We start from the raw sequence: 17,834 nt of genomic DNA, 5'->3' as shown, positions 1-17,834 counted from the left end.
TTAGCCTCAAAGGGTCGAGTTCTACAGCAACTACAAAGTCAGCCGCGACCTCATCGAACTGCGCAACCTGGCCCAGGTCGCCGAACTGATGATCCGCTCGGCCATGGAGCGCAAGGAGAGCCGTGGCCTGCATTACACCCTCGACTACCCGCAGATGCTGCCCGAGGCCCGCGACACTATCCTGGTGCCAACCACCTACGGCGGCTGAACTTCAGGCGTACACGCAGGCGCCGGTGCACATCGGCAGCCTGCGAATCCCTCGGCACACAGACCGAACGCACTTGCCATTCGCCCTGCACCCGATAACGCAGCACCACGATCAACGGCAACGCCAGGCTGTCGGGACGCAACTGCACGCTGTGCCAGCCCCGCGCGTCGCTCCACAGCTGCCAGCCGTTTTCATCGCGGCGCAGGCCGGCAATCGACGAACGGTGGGTCAACAAGATAGAGCGCGGCAAAACCCAAGCGGCGTGCGCCAGGCACACCAGCATGCCAAGGCTCGCATAAGGAAGTTGCACGAACATCAAGGCGCCCAGCGCAAACAGCTGGGCAAGGAGATACGCCGCCAGCAACAGCCGCGAGGCCTGCCAGCGGCATTCAAAGCGATTACTTGGGCTGGACACGATCCAGGATCATCCGGACCATGCGCTGCAGCTCCGGGTCTTCCGACTCGGCGCGTTCCATGAACCAGCCGAACATGTCCTGGTCTTCGCACGTCAGCAGGCGGACATAGAGGTCGCGATCCACTTGATTGAGCGTCGCGTAGACCTCCTTGGTGAAAGGTACCAGCAACACATCCAACTCCAGCATGCCGCGACGGCTGTGCCAGTAGAGGCGATTGATTTCTACATCTTCGACCATGGAGCGCTCCTCAAATAGGCGGCAAGTATACAGACCCGACGGCACCGGAACAGTCGGCTTTGGTCGCCCCATACGGAAACTATCCATTTGCCGGGCGCCCCTCTATGATGCACCCATGACTTTTTGACCTGCGATGACCCATGGCTGACTCTGCTTTCTTCTGCCCCCTGTCCCACGAAGGCGTTCTCGCCGTCCGCGGCGCCGACGCTGCCAAATTCCTTCAGGGCCAACTGACCTGCAACCTCAATTACCTGAGCGAGACCCAGGCCAGCCTGGGCGCGCGCTGCACGCAAAAAGGGCGCATGCAGTCGAGCTTCCGCATCCTGCTGCAAGGTGACGGCGTGTTGCTGGCCATGGCCAGCGAGCTGCTGGAGCCGCAACTGGCCGACCTGAAGAAGTACGCCGTGTTCTCCAAATCCAAACTCACCGACGAAAGTGCCGCCTGGGTCCGCTTCGGCCTGGTGAACGCGGACCAAGCCCTGACCAGCCTTGGCCTTGAGCTACCGACAGAGACCGACAGCGTTGCCCGCACCGACACCTTGATCGCCGTTCGCGTGTCCCCTGGCCGTGCCGAACTCTGGGTGCCGGCCGAGCAAGCCGACGCTATACGCGATCAATTGACCGCAACCCTTGAACAAGCCGACCTGAATGAATGGCTGCTGGGCCAGATCCGCGCCGGCATCGGCCAGGTCATGCCCCAGACCCGCGAACTGTTCATCCCGCAGATGCTCAACCTGCAGGCCGTGGGCGGCGTCAGCTTCAAGAAAGGCTGCTACACCGGCCAGGAAATCGTCGCGCGCATGCAGTACCTGGGCAAACTCAAACGTCGCCTGTACCGTTTGAGCCTCGATGCGCCGCAAATGCCCGAGCCAGGCACTCCGCTGTTTTCTCCCAGCCATAACAGCTCGATCGGCGAAGTGGTCATCGCCGCAAAAGCTGACCAGAGCGTTGAACTTCTGGCCGTGTTGCAAGCCGAAGCTGCCGATAGTGGCGATGTGCGCCTAGGCGCACTGGAAGGTCCAGGCTTGCAACTGCTCGACCTGCCCTACACGCTCGACCGTGATCGAGAGATCCAGCGTTAATCGCCGTACCTTTTTGCAACACCCTAGAGAGCATGAATGAACAAGCTGGCGGAAAAAGTCCAACAGGCTTTGGTGAGGGCCATCGATAACGATGACCTGGTTCTGCCGACATTGCCGGAAGTGGCCCTGAATATTCGTCAGGCCGCAGAAGACCCGGAAATCAGCATCAGCCACTTGAGCAAAGTGATCGGTCGCGACACCGCGCTGTCGGCGCGCCTGATCAAAGTGGTCAACAGCCCGTTGCTGCGCGCGACCCAGGAAGTCACCGACCTGCACACCGCCATCACCCGGCTGGGCACCAACTACAGCAGCAACCTGGCGATCGGCCTGGTCATGGAGCAGATCTTCCACGCACGTTCCGACGTGGTCGAACAAAAGATGCGCGATGTGTGGCGCCGCAGCCTGGAAGTCGCGGGCGTGAGCTACGCCCTGTGCCGCAGCCACACCCAACTCAAGCCGGACCAGGCGGCACTTGGCGGCCTGGTGCACCAGATCGGTGTGCTGCCAATCCTGACGTACGCCGAAGACCACTACGAGCTGCTCGCCGACCCGGTCAGCCTCAACCACGTCATCGAGAGCATCCACCCACTGCTGGGCGACAAACTGCTGAGCGGCTGGGACTTTCCGGAGATGCTGGCGAAGCTGCCTGGCCAATACCTGGACCTGGAACGCGATTCAGCCCGCCTCGACTACATCGACCTGGTGCAGGTCGCCGTGTTGTATTGCCATCGCGGCACCGATCATCCCTTGGCCAGCATTGCAGTCTCCAGCTTGCCGGCCATCAGGAAACTGCGGGTCGACCCTTACAGCGACGCCTTGCGCGCCGAGTTGGATGAAGCCCGCTCGATGTTCTATTGATCAACCCGCGATAAAACTCACCCGCACCTTCAGCCCGGCCTGCTCGCCATCGTGCAGGCTGATCTGCGCCAGGTGCGCCCGGCAGATTTCGCCGACGATCGCCAGCCCCAGGCCCGAGCCCATGCCCTGCTGGCTGCGCCGGTAGAAACGCTCGAACACCCGGTCCCGCTCATCCAGCGGGATGCCCGGCCCATCATCTTCCACTTCCAGTATCGCCGGCGCCGTGACCCGCAGGATCACATTGCCGCCAGGCGGGGTGTGGGCCAGGGCGTTGTCCACCAGGTTGCTCAACAGTTCGTTCAACAGGGTTGGCTCTCCGCGCAGCCACACCGGCTCATCGGCTTCCAGCGCCAATGCCACGCCGCGTGCGTGGGCCAGCGGTGCCATGGCCATGCCCAACTCGCGGGCCAACTGGCTGAGGTCGAGCAACTGCGCACCGCCTTCGGCAATGGCGCGGGCACCATTTTCGATGCGCGCCAGGGACAACAGTTGATTGGCCAGATGGGTCAGGCGGTCAGTGCCCTGGGCCGCAGTTTCGAGGGTGCTGCGCCAGGTGGCGGGGTCTTCGGCGCGCAAGCCCAGTTCCAGCCGGGCCTTGAGCGCGGCCAGTGGCGTACGCAACTCATGGGCCGCATCGGCAATAAACTGCGCCTGGCGCTCGAACTGGCCGCGCAGGCGTTCGGTGAAGTGGTTGAGGGAACGCACCAACGGGCCGAACTCATGCTGCACTTCCACCAACGGCAAGGGCCGCAGGTCGTCAGGCTGACGCTCTTCCACCGCCGTGCGCAGGCGCTCCAGCGGCCGCAACGCCGCACTCACGGCAAACCACACCAGCAACAACGCGCCCACGGCGAGCATGCCCAGGCGCAGCAAGGTGTCGGCCATCAGGCTGCGGGCCATGCTCACGCGTGCTTCATCGGTTTCAGCGACGCGGATTTCGGCCATGCCGTTCATGTTCGGCTCGGAGACAGCCTTGAGCAGACTGACCACGCGCACCTGCTGGCCCTGGTAGATCGCGTCATAGAAGCGCGCCAGTGCCGGATAGTCATCGGTGCGTGGCGTACCCGGCGGTGGGCCGGGGAGGTTTTCGTAGCCGGAGATCAGTTTCTGGTCGATGTCATTGACCTGGTAGTAAATGCGCCCGGCACTGTCGTAGGCAAAGGTGTCCAGGGCCACGTAGGGCACGTTGGCGCTCAGGGTGCCATCCACCTGGGTCAAGCCGGCGGCGATGGTACGCGCCGAGGCCAGCAGCGTGCGGTCGTAGGCGGTGTCGGCGGCCTCGCGACCGTTCCAGTAGGCGCTCATGCCACTGGCCAGCATCAACAGCACCAGCAACAGCGCCAGGTTCCACAGCAGGCGCCAGCGCAGGCTGCTGGGCTTATGCATCACGGGCTTCCAACAGGTAGCCGAGGCCGCGGAAGGTGACGATGGCGATGGGCTGGCCGTCGAGTTTCTTGCGCAGGCGGTGCACGTAGATTTCGATGGCGTCGGGGCTGGCCTCTTCGTCCAGGCCGAACACCTGGGAAGCCAACTGCTCCTTGCTCATCACCCGGCCCGGACGGGCAATCAGCGCCTCAAGCACGGCTTGCTCGCGGGAGGTGAGCGTCATCAACTCGCCCCCGACCGTGAAACGCCGCGTATCAAGGTCGTACACCAGCACGCCGCAGGCCTGCTGACGCTCCCCGCCCAACACGCTGCGGCGCAGCAGGGCCTTGACCCGCGCCTCCAACTCCGTCAGCTCGAACGGTTTGGCAAGGTAGTCGTCCGCCCCCAGGTTGAGGCCGTGCACGCGGTCTTTCACATCGCTGCGCGCGGTCAGCATCAGCACCGGCAGGTTTTTCCCACGGGCGCGTAACCGCGCAAGCACCTCGAAACCATCCATGCGCGGCAGCCCCACATCGAGGATCGCCGCCGCGTACTCCTCGCTGCTCAGGGCCAGGTCCGCGGCCACGCCGTCGTGCAGCACGTCAACGGTCAAACCCGTGCTCTTGAGCGCTTGCGCGACACTTTCGGCGAGTTGCAGATGGTCTTCAACCAGCAAGACACGCATGGATTGCTACCTCATTCAGGGGTGGTCGGCGCCACGCTTTGGCGGGCAGTTTACAGGCGCCGACCGGCCTGTGAAGCCCGAAAACATTGAAAGCCGACTGAAAGGTTAGTGAAAGCTTCGCCCTTTAGCATCCAGTCACGGTGGTCTATGCCCGCCGAGCTGCCTTAACCACAGCGCCCGAAAAACGCCTCGAAGCGTTTTCGCCAAAATAAGAACAATAACGGAGTACACAACGATGCTGTCGACACAGCCCCAGGCCCCCTCGCCTGTTCGTTTTTCTCGCCTGACCCAGACCGCCCTCGCCAGTGCTGCTACCCTTGCCGGCTTTTCGCCGCTTAGCCAGGCTGCCTTCTTCGAAGACAGTAGCGCGACCCTGGAAACCCGCAACATGTACTTCAACCGCGACTTCCGCGACGGCACCAGCGCCCAGCAATCCAAGCGCGACGAATGGGCCCAGGGCTTCATGCTCAACCTGCAATCGGGCTACACCGACGGCACCGTCGGCTTCGGCGTGGATGCGCTGGGCATGCTCGGGGTCAAGCTCGACTCCAGCCCCGACCGCACCGGCACCGGCCTGCTGCCTACCCATGATGATGGCCGCGCCGCCAATGAATACTCCAAGCTGGGCCTGACCGGCAAAGTGAAGATCTCGGCCACCGAGCTGAAGATCGGCTCGCTGATCCCCGAGCTGCCGATCCTCAAGCCCAACGACGGGCGCATCCTGCCGCAAACCTTCAACGGCGGCCTGATCACCTCCAAGGAGTTCAAGAACCTGGTGTTCACCGGCGGGCGCCTGGACAAAGCCAAGGACCGCGACGACACCAACTACGAAGACATCGCCCTCAACAACAAGAACAGCCGCTTCGTCAGCGGCGCCACCGGCAAGCACTTCAACTTTGGCGGGGCCGACTACAAGTTCGCTGACAAGATCACCGGCAGCTACCACTTCGCCCAACTCGATGATGTGTACCGCCAGCACTTCCTCGGCCTGGTCGCCTCGCGCCCGATGGGCCCCGGCACGTTCGGCACCGACCTGCGCCTGGCTATCAGCGATGACACCGGCGCCGCCCGTGGCGGCAAGATCGACAACACCTCCCTCAACGGCCTGTTCAGCTATGCCCTCAACGGCCACAAGCTCAGCGCCGGTTACCAGCACATGTCCGGCGACAGCGCCTTCCCCTATGTGGATGGCAGCGACCCGTACCTGGTCAACTTCGTGCAGATCAACGACTTTGCCGGCGCCGAAGAGCGTTCCTGGCAGGCGCGCTACGACTACGACTTCGCCAAGCTGGGCATTCCCGGCCTGAGCTTCATGAGCCGTTACCTGTCGGGTGACAACATCAAGCTCAAGAACGGCGAGACCGGCAAGGAGTGGGAGCGCAACACCGAGATCAAGTATGTGGTGCAAGCCGGCACGTTCAAGGATGTGGCCGTGCGCCTGCGCAACGCCACGTACCGCTCCAACTACTCGGCCCGTGACGCGGATGAAGTGCGTGTGTTGGTCAGCTATAGCGTTGCGCTCTGGTAGTAACCCCTCATAACAACAAAGACGGAGATAACCATGACCCTTTCACTGCGTAAACTGGCCCTCGCCGCCGGCTGCATGCTGTTCGCCGGTCAACTGCTGGCCGCTGACGAACCCAAGCGCCCGGAGTGCATCGCCCCGGCCTCGCCGGGCGGTGGTTTTGACCTGACCTGCAAACTGGCGCAAAGCGCGCTGGTCAACGAGAAGCTGTTGAGCAAGCCGATGCGCGTGACCTACATGCCCGGTGGCGTGGGTGCGGTGGCCTACAACGCCGTGGTCGCCCAGCGCCCCGCAGACGGCGGCACGCTGGTGGCCTGGTCCAGCGGTTCGCTGTTGAACCTGGCCCAGGGCAAGTTCGGTCGCTTCGATGAAAGCGCCGTGCGCTGGCTGGCGGCGGTCGGCACCAGCTACGGGGCTATCGCGGTGAAAGCTGATTCGCCCTACAAGACCCTCGACGATCTGGTCAAAGCCTTGAAGAAAGATCCGGGCAGCGTGGTGATCGGTTCCGGCGGCACCGTTGGCAGCCAGGACTGGATGCAAACCGCGCTGATTGCCAAGGCCGCCGGGATCAACCCGCGCGAACTGCGTTATGTCGCCCTTGAAGGCGGCGGTGAAATCGCCACCGCCCTGCTCGGCGGCCATATCCAGGTGGGCAGTACCGACATCTCCGACTCCATGCCGCACATTCTGAGCGGCGACATGCGCCTGCTGGCGGTGTTCTCCGAGCAACGCCTGGACGAGCCGGAAATGAAGAATATTCCGACCGCCAAAGAGCAAGGCTACGACATCGTCTGGCCAGTGGTGCGTGGCTTCTACCTCGGGCCAAAAGTCAGCGATGCCGACTACGCCTGGTGGAAAGACGCCTTCGACAAACTGCTGGCCTCCGAGGAGTTCGCCAAGCTGCGTGACCAGCGTGAGCTGTTCCCGTTCGCCATGACCGGCCCGGAGCTGGACACCTACGTGAAGAAACAAGTGGCTGACTACAAAGTGCTGGCCAAAGAGTTCGGCCTGATCCAGTAATCGCCCCTCTTTTGTGTGGCCACGCCCTTTAGCCAAGCGGCGTGGCCCAGGAGTTCCACATGCTCTTACAACGCATTTTCGCCGCCGCGCTGCTGCTGGCCTGCGCCGGCCTCGCGCTGATGGCCTGGCCGTACCAAGCGTCGTTTTCCTACGAGCCAGTGGGGCCGCGCGCCTACCCGCTGCTGATGCTCGGGCTGATGAGCCTGGCACTGATCTACATGCTGTTTCGTCCACAGCCCACCAAGCACACCGAAGAAGAACCCGCGCTGGACCGCGAAACCCTGATCAAGATCGGCGTGTGCGTCGCGCTGTTGATCGTGTTCGCCGGCACCTTCGAACCCCTGGGTTTCATCCTCAGCAGCATGCTGATCGGCATCCCGATGGCGCGCCTGTATGGCGGCCGCTGGTTGCCCAGCGTGGTGATCGTCAGCCTGATGGCGATCGGTCTTTACCTGCTGTTCGATAAAGCCATGGATGTGCCGCTGCCCCTCGGCCTGCTCGACGTTCTGGAGAACTGATATGGATACTTTCGGCTACTTGGGCCAGGGCTTCGGCGTTGCACTGTCCCCTTACAACCTGGTGACCGCGCTGTGCGGCACCCTGATCGGCACCGTGGTCGGCCTGTTGCCGGGCCTGGGCCCGATCAACGGCGTGGCGCTGTTGATCCCCATCGCCTTCGCCCTGGGCCTGCCGCCGGAATCGGCGCTGATCCTGCTGGCAGCCGTGTACCTGGGCTGCGAATACGGCGGGCGCATCAGCTCGATCCTGCTGAACATCCCGGGCGAAGCGTCCACCGTGATGACCACCCTCGACGGCTACCCGATGGCCCGCAAAGGCCTGGCGGGCGTGGCGCTGTCGTTGTCGGCGTGGAGTTCGTTCATCGGCGCGTTTATCGCCACCTGCGGCATGGTGCTGTTCGCGCCGCTGCTGGCCAAATGGGCGATTGCCTTCGGCCCGGCGGAATATTTCGTACTGATGGTGTTCGCGATTGTCTGCCTCGGCGGCATGGCCGGTGACAAACCGCTGAAGACGTTTGTAGCGGCGCTGATCGGCCTGTTCCTCTCGGCGGTCGGCATCGACGCCAACAGCGGTGTGTATCGCTTCACCGGCGACAACATCCACCTCACCGACGGCATCCAGTTCGTCGTGCTGGTACTGGGTCTGTTCTCCATCAGCGAGATCCTGTTGCTGCTGGAAAAAACCCACCGTGGCCAGGAAGCAGTCAAAGCCACTGGTCGGATGATGTTCAACCTGAAGGAAGCCGGCGCGGTGTTCGTGGTGAATATCCGTTGCGGCCTGCTCGGTTTCATCATGGGCGTACTGCCCGGTGCAGGTGCCACGTTGGCGTCGGCCGTTGCCTACATGACCGAAAAACGCCTGGCCGGTGCCAGCGGTAAATTCGGCCAGGGCGACATGCGCGGCCTCGCCGCTCCGGAAACCGCGATTGGCGCGTCCGCCTGCGGCGCCCTGGTGCCAATGCTGACCCTCGGCGTTCCCGGCTCGGGCACCACGGCGGTGATGATCGGCGCACTGTCGCTGTACAACATCACGCCGGGTCCGCTGCTGTTCCAACAGCAACCGGACATCGTCTGGGGCCTGATCGCCTCGTTGTTCATCGCCAACATCATGCTGGTGATCCTCAACATCCCGATGATCCGCATCTTCACGCGTATCCTCGCCGTGCCGAACTGGGCGCTGGTGCCGGTGATCGCGATCATCACCGCCATCGGGGTATACGCGGTACACGCCACCACCTTCGACCTGTTCCTGATGGTGGGTATCGGCATCTTCGGCTATATCCTGCGCAAGCTCGACTTCCCGCTGTCGCCGGTGCTGCTGGGTTTTATCCTTGGCGGCCTGATGGAGCAGAACCTGCGCCGTGCGCTGTCGATCTCCAACGGTGCGCTGGAGATCCTGTGGTCGAGCCCGATCACCTTTGGTGTGTGGGTACTGACCGCGCTGATGCTGGCCTTCCCGCTGCTGCGTATCTACCGCAAGCGCGCCCTGCAGCGTCGTGCCGTGGCCGATGTCTGAGGCCACCTTCAAACATTGGTGGGGAACACCGCTGGTCGGCCTGGCCGGCGGTTACCTGGCCAGCCTGGTTGGCTGGCCGTTGCCGTACATGGTCGGTTCGCTGCTGGCGATCATCCTGGTGCGTTGCCTCACGCCGTGGCAGTTGGCGGAGATTCCCGGCGGGCGCAAATGCGGTCAATGGGTGGTGGGCATCGGCATTGGCCTGCACTTCACGCCAGTGGTGATCGAACAGGTGATGAGCCACTTCGGGCTGATCTTCTTCGGCGCGCTGGTCACCAGCCTGTCGAGCGTGGTCGGTGTGTGGCTGATGCGCCGCAGCGGTGAAGACCGCGCCACGGCGTTTTTCTCGAGCATGCCGGGTGGTTCCGGTGAGATGGTCAACCTCGGCGCACGCAATGGTGCCGTGTTGAGCCGTGTCGCGGCGGGCCAGAGCCTGCGGGTGCTGGTGGTGGTGCTGTGTGTGCCGGCGATTTTCAAGTACTTGCTCGAAGGCGGTACACCGCAGTTTCATCCGGCACCTGTGAGCTGGCCGTGGCTGCTGGCGCTGTTTCCGCTGGGCGCCTTGGTCGCCTGGGGTTGGCAGCGCTTGCGTCAGCCAAACCCTTGGTTGTTCGGGCCGTTGCTGGTGAGTGCCACAGCCAGCGTGGTCTGGGACCTGCATATCGGCCTGCCCGATGGCGGCAGCCAGATTGGCCAGTGGTTGATCGGCAGTGGCCTGGGTTGCCACTTCAACCGGCAGTTCTTTCGTCGAGCGCCGTCGTTCATGGGGCGTACCTTGATCGGCACGGCGTTGACCATGGCACTGGCGACGCTGGCGGCGGTGGGTCTGAGTGCCCTGACCCACCTGGACCTGCGCTCATTGACCCTGGGCATGATGCCCGGTGGCATTGCCGAGATGAGCCTGACCGCAGAGACCCTGCAGCTGTCGGTGCCACTGGTGACGGCGATGCAGGTGATGCGGTTGTTATTTGTGTTGTTTCTGGCGGAACCGTTGTTTCGGCATTGGAACCGTCAACCCTGACCGAGGCGAGCGTGGCTGACAACGCGCCACGGCCGCTGGTCTGAACTGTCAAATCTCACAGTTGTTGCGCTCCCCTCCTACGTGCTCTAACTCATCTCGCGCCCTCTAGCCCGAGATAATCATCATGCGCCCAGCACGAAATGTCCGCCCTTCTGTCGCTCAACTGGCACCGTATATTCCCGGGTTGAAAGTCCCGGTGGTCGGCTTTAGCGGCGGCGTCAACAAAGCCTTGCTCGAGTCCCATGGCAACGACGGGCTTATTTGCATCTTGAGAAGCTATGCCAGCCAGGCCGAAGGCGACTTCATCGCGCTGATCTGCGCCAACCCCGACATACCGGTCGATACCCATACGGTCACGGCACAGGAAGCCCGTGAGGAGAAAGCGATTGTCTTGCGTATCCCCTTGGCACGCCTGTCGGATGGAACAGTAGGGCCTGTTTACATTGTTGTCACACACCTGGATTCACGCCGTGAGGAAACCCAACGCCTGAGCCTCAAGGTCGACCGGGTGGCACCGACCGGTAACGAGCCCATCGTGGCACCGCCCTGGGTCAACGAGCACCTGCCGCGCCCACAACCCGCCCAGACCCTCATTGATTCGACGGCAGCCCAGCGTGGTGTTGCGGTCAGCATCGGTTTTTACCCGGTCGACACCACCTTGCCCGCCAATACCCACCGCGCAGTGCGCGACCGGATCCGGCTGATCATCGGCAGTGAAGTCGTCGAGCACCCTGTCACCGAAGGCCAGGCCAGCCATCGCAACCCGATCACGCTGACGGTGAATTACGGCACCTGGCTGAAGATTGGCAGCGGCCGCCATGCCTGCGCTTATGACGTACTGGACGAAGTGGGTAACTACGCGCCCGGTCGCTCGCCGACACAAATGCTCGAGGTACGTCTTAATCCAAACGAAAAACTACTGGACTCAGGGCATATCGTCGAGGCGCCCAGCGGCACACTGGATGCGGACAAGCTCGCAGGTAAGAGCGCAACCTTGCGATTCCCCATAGCCGGTAAAGGCTGGGCCAGCGGCGACACGCTTCGGGCCAGCCTCAGGGGGCGTACCTTGACCGGGGTGGAAGTGGAGCAAATCTACAGCACCCCTGTTGGTTCAACCGCTATCCAGTACCTCGATATTGCATGGCCAAACGCAGACTTGAGTTTACTGATAGGCGCCTTGATTCAACTCAGTTATGAGCGCCTTCGCCCAGGTCAACCTGGCGTGCCTTCGGAGAACGCCTTCATCCAGATAACCGGTACGCCGGTTGATACCGAGCTGGACGCGCCCCAAGTGCCGGCAGCCAACGATGGCGTCCTCAACCCGCTGACCGATCCCGTCAGCGTCATAGTCCGTTCTTACATGGGCCAACACCCCGACGATTGCGTGACCCTGGTACTGGACGGCAAGTATGCCAACGGCCATGGGTTTTATGAGGAACATCGCCTGCCAGCGGGCACAGGGGACATCAGTTTCGATCTTGCCAACGGCCAGGACGGTAAGATTCGCCAGTTGGAAAGCGGCACGCTGCGCCTCTATTACTACATCAACTTGCTCGGAGATCGCCCCGCCTCAAAGGACCTGAACCTGCTGGTCGGCGAGCCGATGGTGGCGTTGCCCAAGGTCCAGGTGCTCCAGGCGCCGGAACCCGACCCGACCTTTGACCCAGACATCTCCCGCGCCAATGCCAATGTCACTGTCAGGTGGCACGCGGCATTTGTACGGGGCACAACGGTGGTGCTGTACTTCGAAGGCAGCGCACTGGGCGGCAGTGCGCCCCCCATGCGGCGGCTGATCACCGACGCCTGGCTCGGCGAGGATTTGATGTTTGTAGTCCCGCGCATCTACGTACTTGCCAACCTCAACCGTTCTGCCCGGATCTACTACACCCTCGAACGCCCCGGGCTGCGCACGCTGTATTCACAACCGCTGGTGATGAAGGTCGGGAGCGTGTTGCAACTGGACGTGCCATTGATCCTGCAAAGCACTGTCACCGGCCCCGCGACAGCAACGTTGAACCCCCTGCATGTGCTGCCGCCCTTGGCACCGATAGCCACCCTGCGCGTACGCTACCCGATGTTGCCGGGAGACGATATCCAGCCGATCTTCAAGGGTACATTCGGCCTGGGCACGCCGGTGATCGCGCCAAAACCTGCCGACCCAGCGCTCGGTCATGTCGACTTCTCACTGTCCAACCAAGTGATTGCCGCCAACCTCGGTCGGCAGGCCAGCGTGTCCTATATCGTCACCCGAGGTGGTGCGAGCACTTCATCGCAAATCTTGGGCCTCACGGTAGAAACACTGCCGGCTCAACACCTCGACCGGGTCAGCGTGCCGCAGGCACTGGCGGGTGCGATTGATGTCAGCAAAGCCCACAGCGTGCGGGTGCTGGAGTGGCCCTTCATGCGCAGCGGGCAGCCGGTGTGGATAGACATCAATGGCGTCGCCAACCTGCCTTTACGGGAGGGCACGCCACTGAGTGCGCCAGAGTTCGCGGCCAAGCGCGTGGAACATAGCTTGCCTGCAGCCTATCTGCGCTCGCTCCCCAACCGCAGTACGCTGACAGTGGAGACCCGCGTTTCACTCAACGGCAGCGCGCATAAAGATTTCGCGGTCAAGCTGGGAACCGTCAGCTACCGCATCGAAAATACCAAGGGGGTCATGGCCAATATCCGCGCAGCCGGAACGCCCACAAACCTGGCACTCAGTGCCGACGGCACGCGACTTTACGTGACCCAAACCACCACACCCAAATCCGTGGCGGTGATCGATACACAGAACTACCGGGTCATCCACACGATTACAAACATAGGCTCACCGCTCTGGCTGGCCCTGCACCCCAACGGCAGCCGCTTGTACGTATCGGATAACAGCAGTGCCGCCAATACACCGGTTCGCGTGATCAGCACGCAGGACTATTCAACCCTTCACACGCTCACAGGCTTCACCACTGTGCACGGGCTCACGCTGAACAAGACGGGCACACGCCTGTATGTAGCGGACAACGGCGCCTCAGAGATGGTGATTTTCGATACGACCCACCACAACGTGGTAAGCCGCGTGACAACCACCCGGCCCAGCGCCATCGCCATCAGCCCGGATGGCACCCGCGCGCATATCGCCGGCGCGTTTGACTGGCGGGCCATCAACCTGGCGAACAACGCCCAGCTCAGCCAAGTGAACATCGTCTCGCAGCCCCAGCAAATCGCCCACAGCCCCCTGCTGCAACGCATCTACATCACCCAGCCCGACCGAGGCACAGTGTTGATCGGCAATACCGCAACGCTGCAAATCAGCCAGACCTTGAGCGGTCTGCAACGCCCATATGGCGTAGCCTTTCACCCGAAACTGGAGCGCGCCTACATCACACAAAGCGGCGCCGACTTGCTGACCCTCATGGATACGCGGACTCAGAACGTGATCGGCGCCTATGCGGGGTTCAGTCAGCCACGAGACGTGGTGGTGTCACCGGACGGCACCTATGCCTATGTGGCCAATGCGCGTAATAACACGGTGTCGGTGGTGGTGCTGTGAGCCGAGAATACCGCTGGTCGGTACTGTCATTTCTCACAGCTAGGCACTGAATGAGAGGGAGCGTTGAATCGAGGCAGCGACTTTATCCAACAGTGGATCACGGTCGCACCCTTGATTGAAAACCAGACAGGTATCCCGTCATGACCCATGATCACAATCCCCCGTCGTCCCTCCCCTGTCACTGCCTGCCTACAGGAGACGGTCATAACCCTCCCCCCGCCTTACCCTACGGCTGCGTGGCGACGGTACCGCGTAAAAAACCCAACAAAACACCTGTAGGACGCCTACCTGACCGCCGCCCGATGGGCGGCTGCCCTCCCGGGACTCAAAGGCTACCTTCAACTCAGCTGCGATTCGCGGATCTGACCCCCTATATTCCCAACCTCACCCCCATACCTGGCACCGACGGCGCCCTTAACAAAGCCGCCTTGACGGTCAGCGCACTCGGCGTCATCTACATCCTCTATGCCTGGTTCGAACAGGCAGAGAATGACTTTGTCACGGTTAAGCTCAATGGTGAGATCGTCGCCCACTACACCGTCACCGATGATGATGCAAAAATCGGCAAGGACATTACCCTGAGGATTGCTTCCGCTCGGTTTATCGACCAGGCTAACAACACATTGCAAGGCTTCGTCAAACGCTTGAGCGGCGTCACGGACGAGACCAAAGTCTTGAGCATCTGGGTAGACCAAAAAGAGCCGGGGGGCGTTGACCCACAGGTCAGCACCCCCCTCATCAATGAAAACCTGGCGCGTCCCCGCTTCGAAGACCCCAACATCGAAGCCTTCGGCATCATCACCGCGGCCGCCGCTCAACAAGGCATCAAAATACTCATTGAGAAATACCCGGTGAATTCGCTGGTGGATTCGGTGCACCACCGCAAAGAGGGTGATGTGATCTACGTGAGTATCGGCGGTGTGCTCGTCCCCCATACAGTCACTCACTTTGAAGCCACCGGCGACGCGCCCATCTCTATCACTATCAACTACGGCACTTGGTTGCTGGTAACGCTCGGTGTAAACATTCTTGAATGGTTTGTAAGAGACAAGGCAGGCAATCAATCCATCGGCTTTTCAGTTCCACGGTACATAGATAACACCATAGACGGGAACTCCGGCCAGTTGCTGCCTGAGGGATATGTACCTCAATCCGAACTCGACGAGGATCTAAACGAATACTTCATTGATATAGGTGCACAATCGAAAAACTTGGACTTGGAAATACCGATCAAAAATTACAATTGGCTTAAGGACGACAAGATAGTTGTCACCTATCTCGGGCTGACCGCAACAGGTGAGACCCTCAAACATACTGAAACAGCTGACGTGCTACAGCCCAACGTGGTGCGCATTTACGTTCCCCTGCCATTGGAGTTTGCCAAAAAACTTACGGGCGGCCGCTTGTTCATTACCTACGCCCGGCTGCGGATGGGTGTAGTGAACGCTCGCTCCAATGCCGTCATATACAGCATGCGAGGCACACCGGTCGACAACAGTCTGCCAGCCCCCCTCGTCCACGGGCTCGTGGGCGGAGTCCTGCCGCTAGGTACCGATCCAGTAGAAATAACTGTGCCCTCCTCCGGACAGAAGCCCGGGGGCAAGCTCGACCTGGTCGTCGAAGGCGTGGACCTCAGCGGCGACCCTGTGTATGCGACATTCACTGAGATCGTGGCTGATGGACCAGTCGATTTCTTTCTGGACTACCAAAGCACATTCGCCCCTCTGGAGGGTTCCTATTTCAAGACGTATTACGTGATCAATAACGACACCAAGAACCCCTCGAAATCAGCGACCGTCTCCGTGGGTGATATTACGGTGGCACAGCCCCCTCCCACATCAAACCAAGTACCACCGCCTGAACATGTGTTTGACGAGCTCGTCAGCAAAGGCAACCTGCAGGCGCTTGTCCATCCACATTCAAGCATTGCCCTGAACGACGAGGTGCGATGTGTTGCCATTGGCAGCAACCCCGGTGGCAGTTTCACCACCCCGTGGCTGTTAGTAACGTCCATCTGGTTTGGCTCTGTGCTGTACTTCACGATTCCACGCGCTATTGTGCTGGCAAACAAAAACGGCACCATGAAAATTCACTGGGAAGTCAGGACACTGCCTACCGATACTCCGCTCAAATCCCTGCCATTGATCGTCAATGTAGGCGCGAAATTAAAACTCACCGAGTGCCCGAGTCTGCTCGAAGGCACCTACGTGTCACCTTGCTTCACACAACTTAACCCGCTGCACGTCTGGACGCCTTCCCCTCGTACGGTCACGTTCAGGATCAAATACGCGATGCTGGCCACAGACCTTGTGACACTGGTGATACAGGGCAAGACAGGCCTGGGTACGCCCGCTATAACACCTAAGCCTGGTGTTCCAGATGCGGGGCATGACTACATCACGTTTGCCTGGCTCAGTAACTTTGTCGCGGCTTATGTGGGTGAGTTCTTCACGGCGTATGTTGAAGTGCTGCGTAACGGCGAGGTTTTTAAGTCGCCTGCACTGACCGTTAACGTGGATGCGCTGCCTGCGCAAACCCTTGATCTGGCCAGCGTACCGGAAGCAACCGGGGGCGTGATCGATACCAGCCAGTCGAACTCTGTGGAGGTCAAGGCGTGGCCCTTCTTCAATCGGCAACAAGCGGTTTTCATTCACCTGAAAAGTTCTACCGACTTGTTCCTGCGCCAAGGCATCAAGGTGAGCGCCGCCGAGTTTACGGCACAGCGTACGCATGACTTGATACATGACTCCTATTTGAAAGGGCTAGCCAACGGCGCTACTGTGACCGTCGACGCGAGTGTTTCACTTGACGAAACGGGGAATGAACACAGTGCGATCAAGCTGAAGTCGGTTGCTTACAGGATTAATCGCCAGCCTGTGGTGTCAACACACATCACTGTGGGTGCCGGCGAGCACCATACTGTAATAACTAAAGACAGCAAAACTGCGTTTGTATTCAATTACATCTCAAAAACAGTGAGTGTTATTGATATAGAAAAAGCACGGGTCGTAAATACAATACAAGCGCCGAATTGCTGGGGAATCTCCTTAAACAATGACGGCACTAAGCTTTTAATAACAGAAAATGCAGGCATCGCATCAAACTATAATTACGTTAAGGCTTACGACACCGCCTCCTACGCTCTTCTTCAACGCGTTTGGCTAAACTACAGAACGCCATATGGTATTACCAGAATCAACGGCACAGGCACTTATGCTTACGTTTCAACCTACTACAACAATGGCGGTTATATTCTTTATGAAATAACAAAAATCAATACACAAACCGGCAACGTTGAAAAATACATTACTACGAACACCTCGTCGATAGTTGACCGGCTCTGGATATCGCCCGAAAATATCGTTTACACCAGGCAAAGCTCTTGGGGGATACGTCGATTCGATACAAACGCAGACGTATTCATTTCCAATGCACCTTTCTCCCTTCCTGTCAGCGACATTGCCTTCTCCAACACCGACAATAAAGGCTACTACGCGTCGGGCTCTAACGTGGGCACCTTTGATCGCCTGCTCAACACTATAATAAATATAGATCAAGGCTTTAACAACGCTGTAGGAGTAGCCACTCACCCTTTTGAGGCGCGACTTTATTTAACAGAGCACGGCACTGATAAAGTACACATCTTCGACACCTCAGAAGACCAACCGAAACTTGTGAACACACTAAGCGGCTTCAACGGCCCCCAATATTTACAAGTAACGCCCGACGGCAAGCGTCTGCTAGTCTCAAACCTCCGATCAAGTACCATTGCGTTGGTCGACCTGTGACCCTCTCTATGACTGTACTCTACAATTCCAGCCCGCCCAGGACGGGACACCGCAAATAAAAAA

Annotated in this window: 13 protein-coding genes and 1 pseudogene; 10 read left to right on the top strand and 4 right to left on the bottom strand. The window is 60.4% G+C overall.

The window, feature by feature from the left end; translation table 11 throughout:
* Positions 1–16: 16 nt before the first annotated feature.
* Positions 17–208: pseudogene (locus tag ACZ445_RS07345) on the top strand (L-aspartate oxidase); the annotation flags it as partial.
* On the opposite strand, the gene ACZ445_RS07340 reads toward ACZ445_RS07345, so the two are convergent.
* Together ACZ445_RS07340 and ACZ445_RS07335 are read right to left on the bottom strand one after the other, a co-directional pair.
* Positions 177–623: a protein YgfX gene (locus ACZ445_RS07340; RefSeq protein WP_179028876.1), complete on the bottom strand. Its 447-nt coding sequence runs from the start codon at positions 621–623 to the stop codon at positions 177–179. The pseudogene ACZ445_RS07345 and the gene ACZ445_RS07340 sit on opposite strands and share 32 nt — an antisense overlap.
* Positions 607–861 (bottom strand): FAD assembly factor SdhE, encoded by a 255-nt coding sequence (locus ACZ445_RS07335; RefSeq protein ID WP_014717362.1) that lies wholly within the window; start codon positions 859–861, stop codon positions 607–609. Before ACZ445_RS07335 ends, ACZ445_RS07340 begins: the two co-directional genes overlap by 17 nt.
* Positions 862–1,001: 140 nt before the next feature.
* Between ACZ445_RS07335 and ygfZ the strand changes: the two genes are divergently transcribed.
* Together ygfZ and ACZ445_RS07325 are read left to right on the top strand one after the other, a co-directional pair.
* Positions 1,002–1,943 carry a CAF17-like 4Fe-4S cluster assembly/insertion protein YgfZ gene (ygfZ, locus tag ACZ445_RS07330; protein ID WP_464708163.1) on the top strand — a complete coding sequence of 314 codons (942 nt, stop codon included), beginning with the start codon at positions 1,002–1,004 and terminating at the stop codon, positions 1,941–1,943.
* A gap of 36 nt (positions 1,944–1,979) precedes the next feature.
* The gene (locus ACZ445_RS07325; RefSeq protein WP_058425148.1) at positions 1,980–2,801 is read left to right on the top strand and encodes an HDOD domain-containing protein; all 822 of its coding nucleotides are present in this window, start codon (positions 1,980–1,982) and stop codon (positions 2,799–2,801) included.
* Here the strand turns inward: ACZ445_RS07325 and ACZ445_RS07320 are convergent, their stop codons facing one another.
* Both ACZ445_RS07320 and ACZ445_RS07315 read right to left on the bottom strand, forming a co-directional pair.
* Positions 2,802–4,187, bottom strand: coding sequence for a sensor histidine kinase (locus tag ACZ445_RS07320; RefSeq protein ID WP_464708161.1), 1,386 nt, complete (start codon positions 4,185–4,187; stop codon positions 2,802–2,804).
* A complete protein-coding gene (locus ACZ445_RS07315) occupies positions 4,180–4,851 on the bottom strand; it encodes a response regulator (protein WP_010212220.1) in 672 nt (223 codons plus the stop codon). Before ACZ445_RS07315 ends, ACZ445_RS07320 begins: the two co-directional genes overlap by 8 nt.
* A 235-nt stretch (positions 4,852–5,086) precedes the next feature.
* Here ACZ445_RS07315 and ACZ445_RS07310 point away from each other — a divergent pair, with 235 nt between their 5' ends.
* The 7 genes from ACZ445_RS07310 to ACZ445_RS07280 all read left to right on the top strand — a co-directional run bounded on the left by ACZ445_RS07310 (position 5,087) and on the right by ACZ445_RS07280 (position 17,771).
* Positions 5,087–6,379 (top strand): OprD family porin, encoded by a 1,293-nt coding sequence (locus ACZ445_RS07310; protein WP_464708160.1) that lies wholly within the window; start codon positions 5,087–5,089, stop codon positions 6,377–6,379.
* A 27-nt stretch (positions 6,380–6,406) separates the two neighbouring features.
* Positions 6,407–7,396 carry a Bug family tripartite tricarboxylate transporter substrate binding protein gene (locus ACZ445_RS07305; RefSeq protein WP_162276416.1) on the top strand — a complete coding sequence of 330 codons (990 nt, stop codon included), beginning with the start codon at positions 6,407–6,409 and terminating at the stop codon, positions 7,394–7,396.
* Between the two features lie 59 nt (positions 7,397–7,455).
* Positions 7,456–7,914 (top strand): tripartite tricarboxylate transporter TctB family protein, encoded by a 459-nt coding sequence (locus tag ACZ445_RS07300; RefSeq protein ID WP_058425152.1) that lies wholly within the window; start codon positions 7,456–7,458, stop codon positions 7,912–7,914.
* A gap of 1 nt (position 7,915) precedes the next feature.
* Positions 7,916–9,430 (top strand): tripartite tricarboxylate transporter permease, encoded by a 1,515-nt coding sequence (locus tag ACZ445_RS07295; protein WP_058425153.1) that lies wholly within the window; start codon positions 7,916–7,918, stop codon positions 9,428–9,430.
* A complete protein-coding gene (locus ACZ445_RS07290; RefSeq protein ID WP_464708159.1) occupies positions 9,423–10,451 on the top strand; it encodes an AbrB family transcriptional regulator in 1,029 nt (342 codons plus the stop codon). Before ACZ445_RS07295 ends, ACZ445_RS07290 begins: the two co-directional genes overlap by 8 nt.
* Positions 10,452–10,575: 124 nt before the next feature.
* Positions 10,576–13,983 (top strand): YncE family protein, encoded by a 3,408-nt coding sequence (locus ACZ445_RS07285; protein WP_464708157.1) that lies wholly within the window; start codon positions 10,576–10,578, stop codon positions 13,981–13,983.
* A 140-nt stretch (positions 13,984–14,123) separates the two neighbouring features.
* The gene (locus tag ACZ445_RS07280; protein ID WP_179028872.1) at positions 14,124–17,771 is read left to right on the top strand and encodes a YncE family protein; all 3,648 of its coding nucleotides are present in this window, start codon (positions 14,124–14,126) and stop codon (positions 17,769–17,771) included.
* Positions 17,772–17,834: the final 63 nt, after the last annotated feature.

This window comes from Pseudomonas allii, from assembly GCF_055380095.1.
Note: the sequence above shows the minus strand (reverse complement) of the source record. Positions and strands in the feature narration are given on the sequence as shown.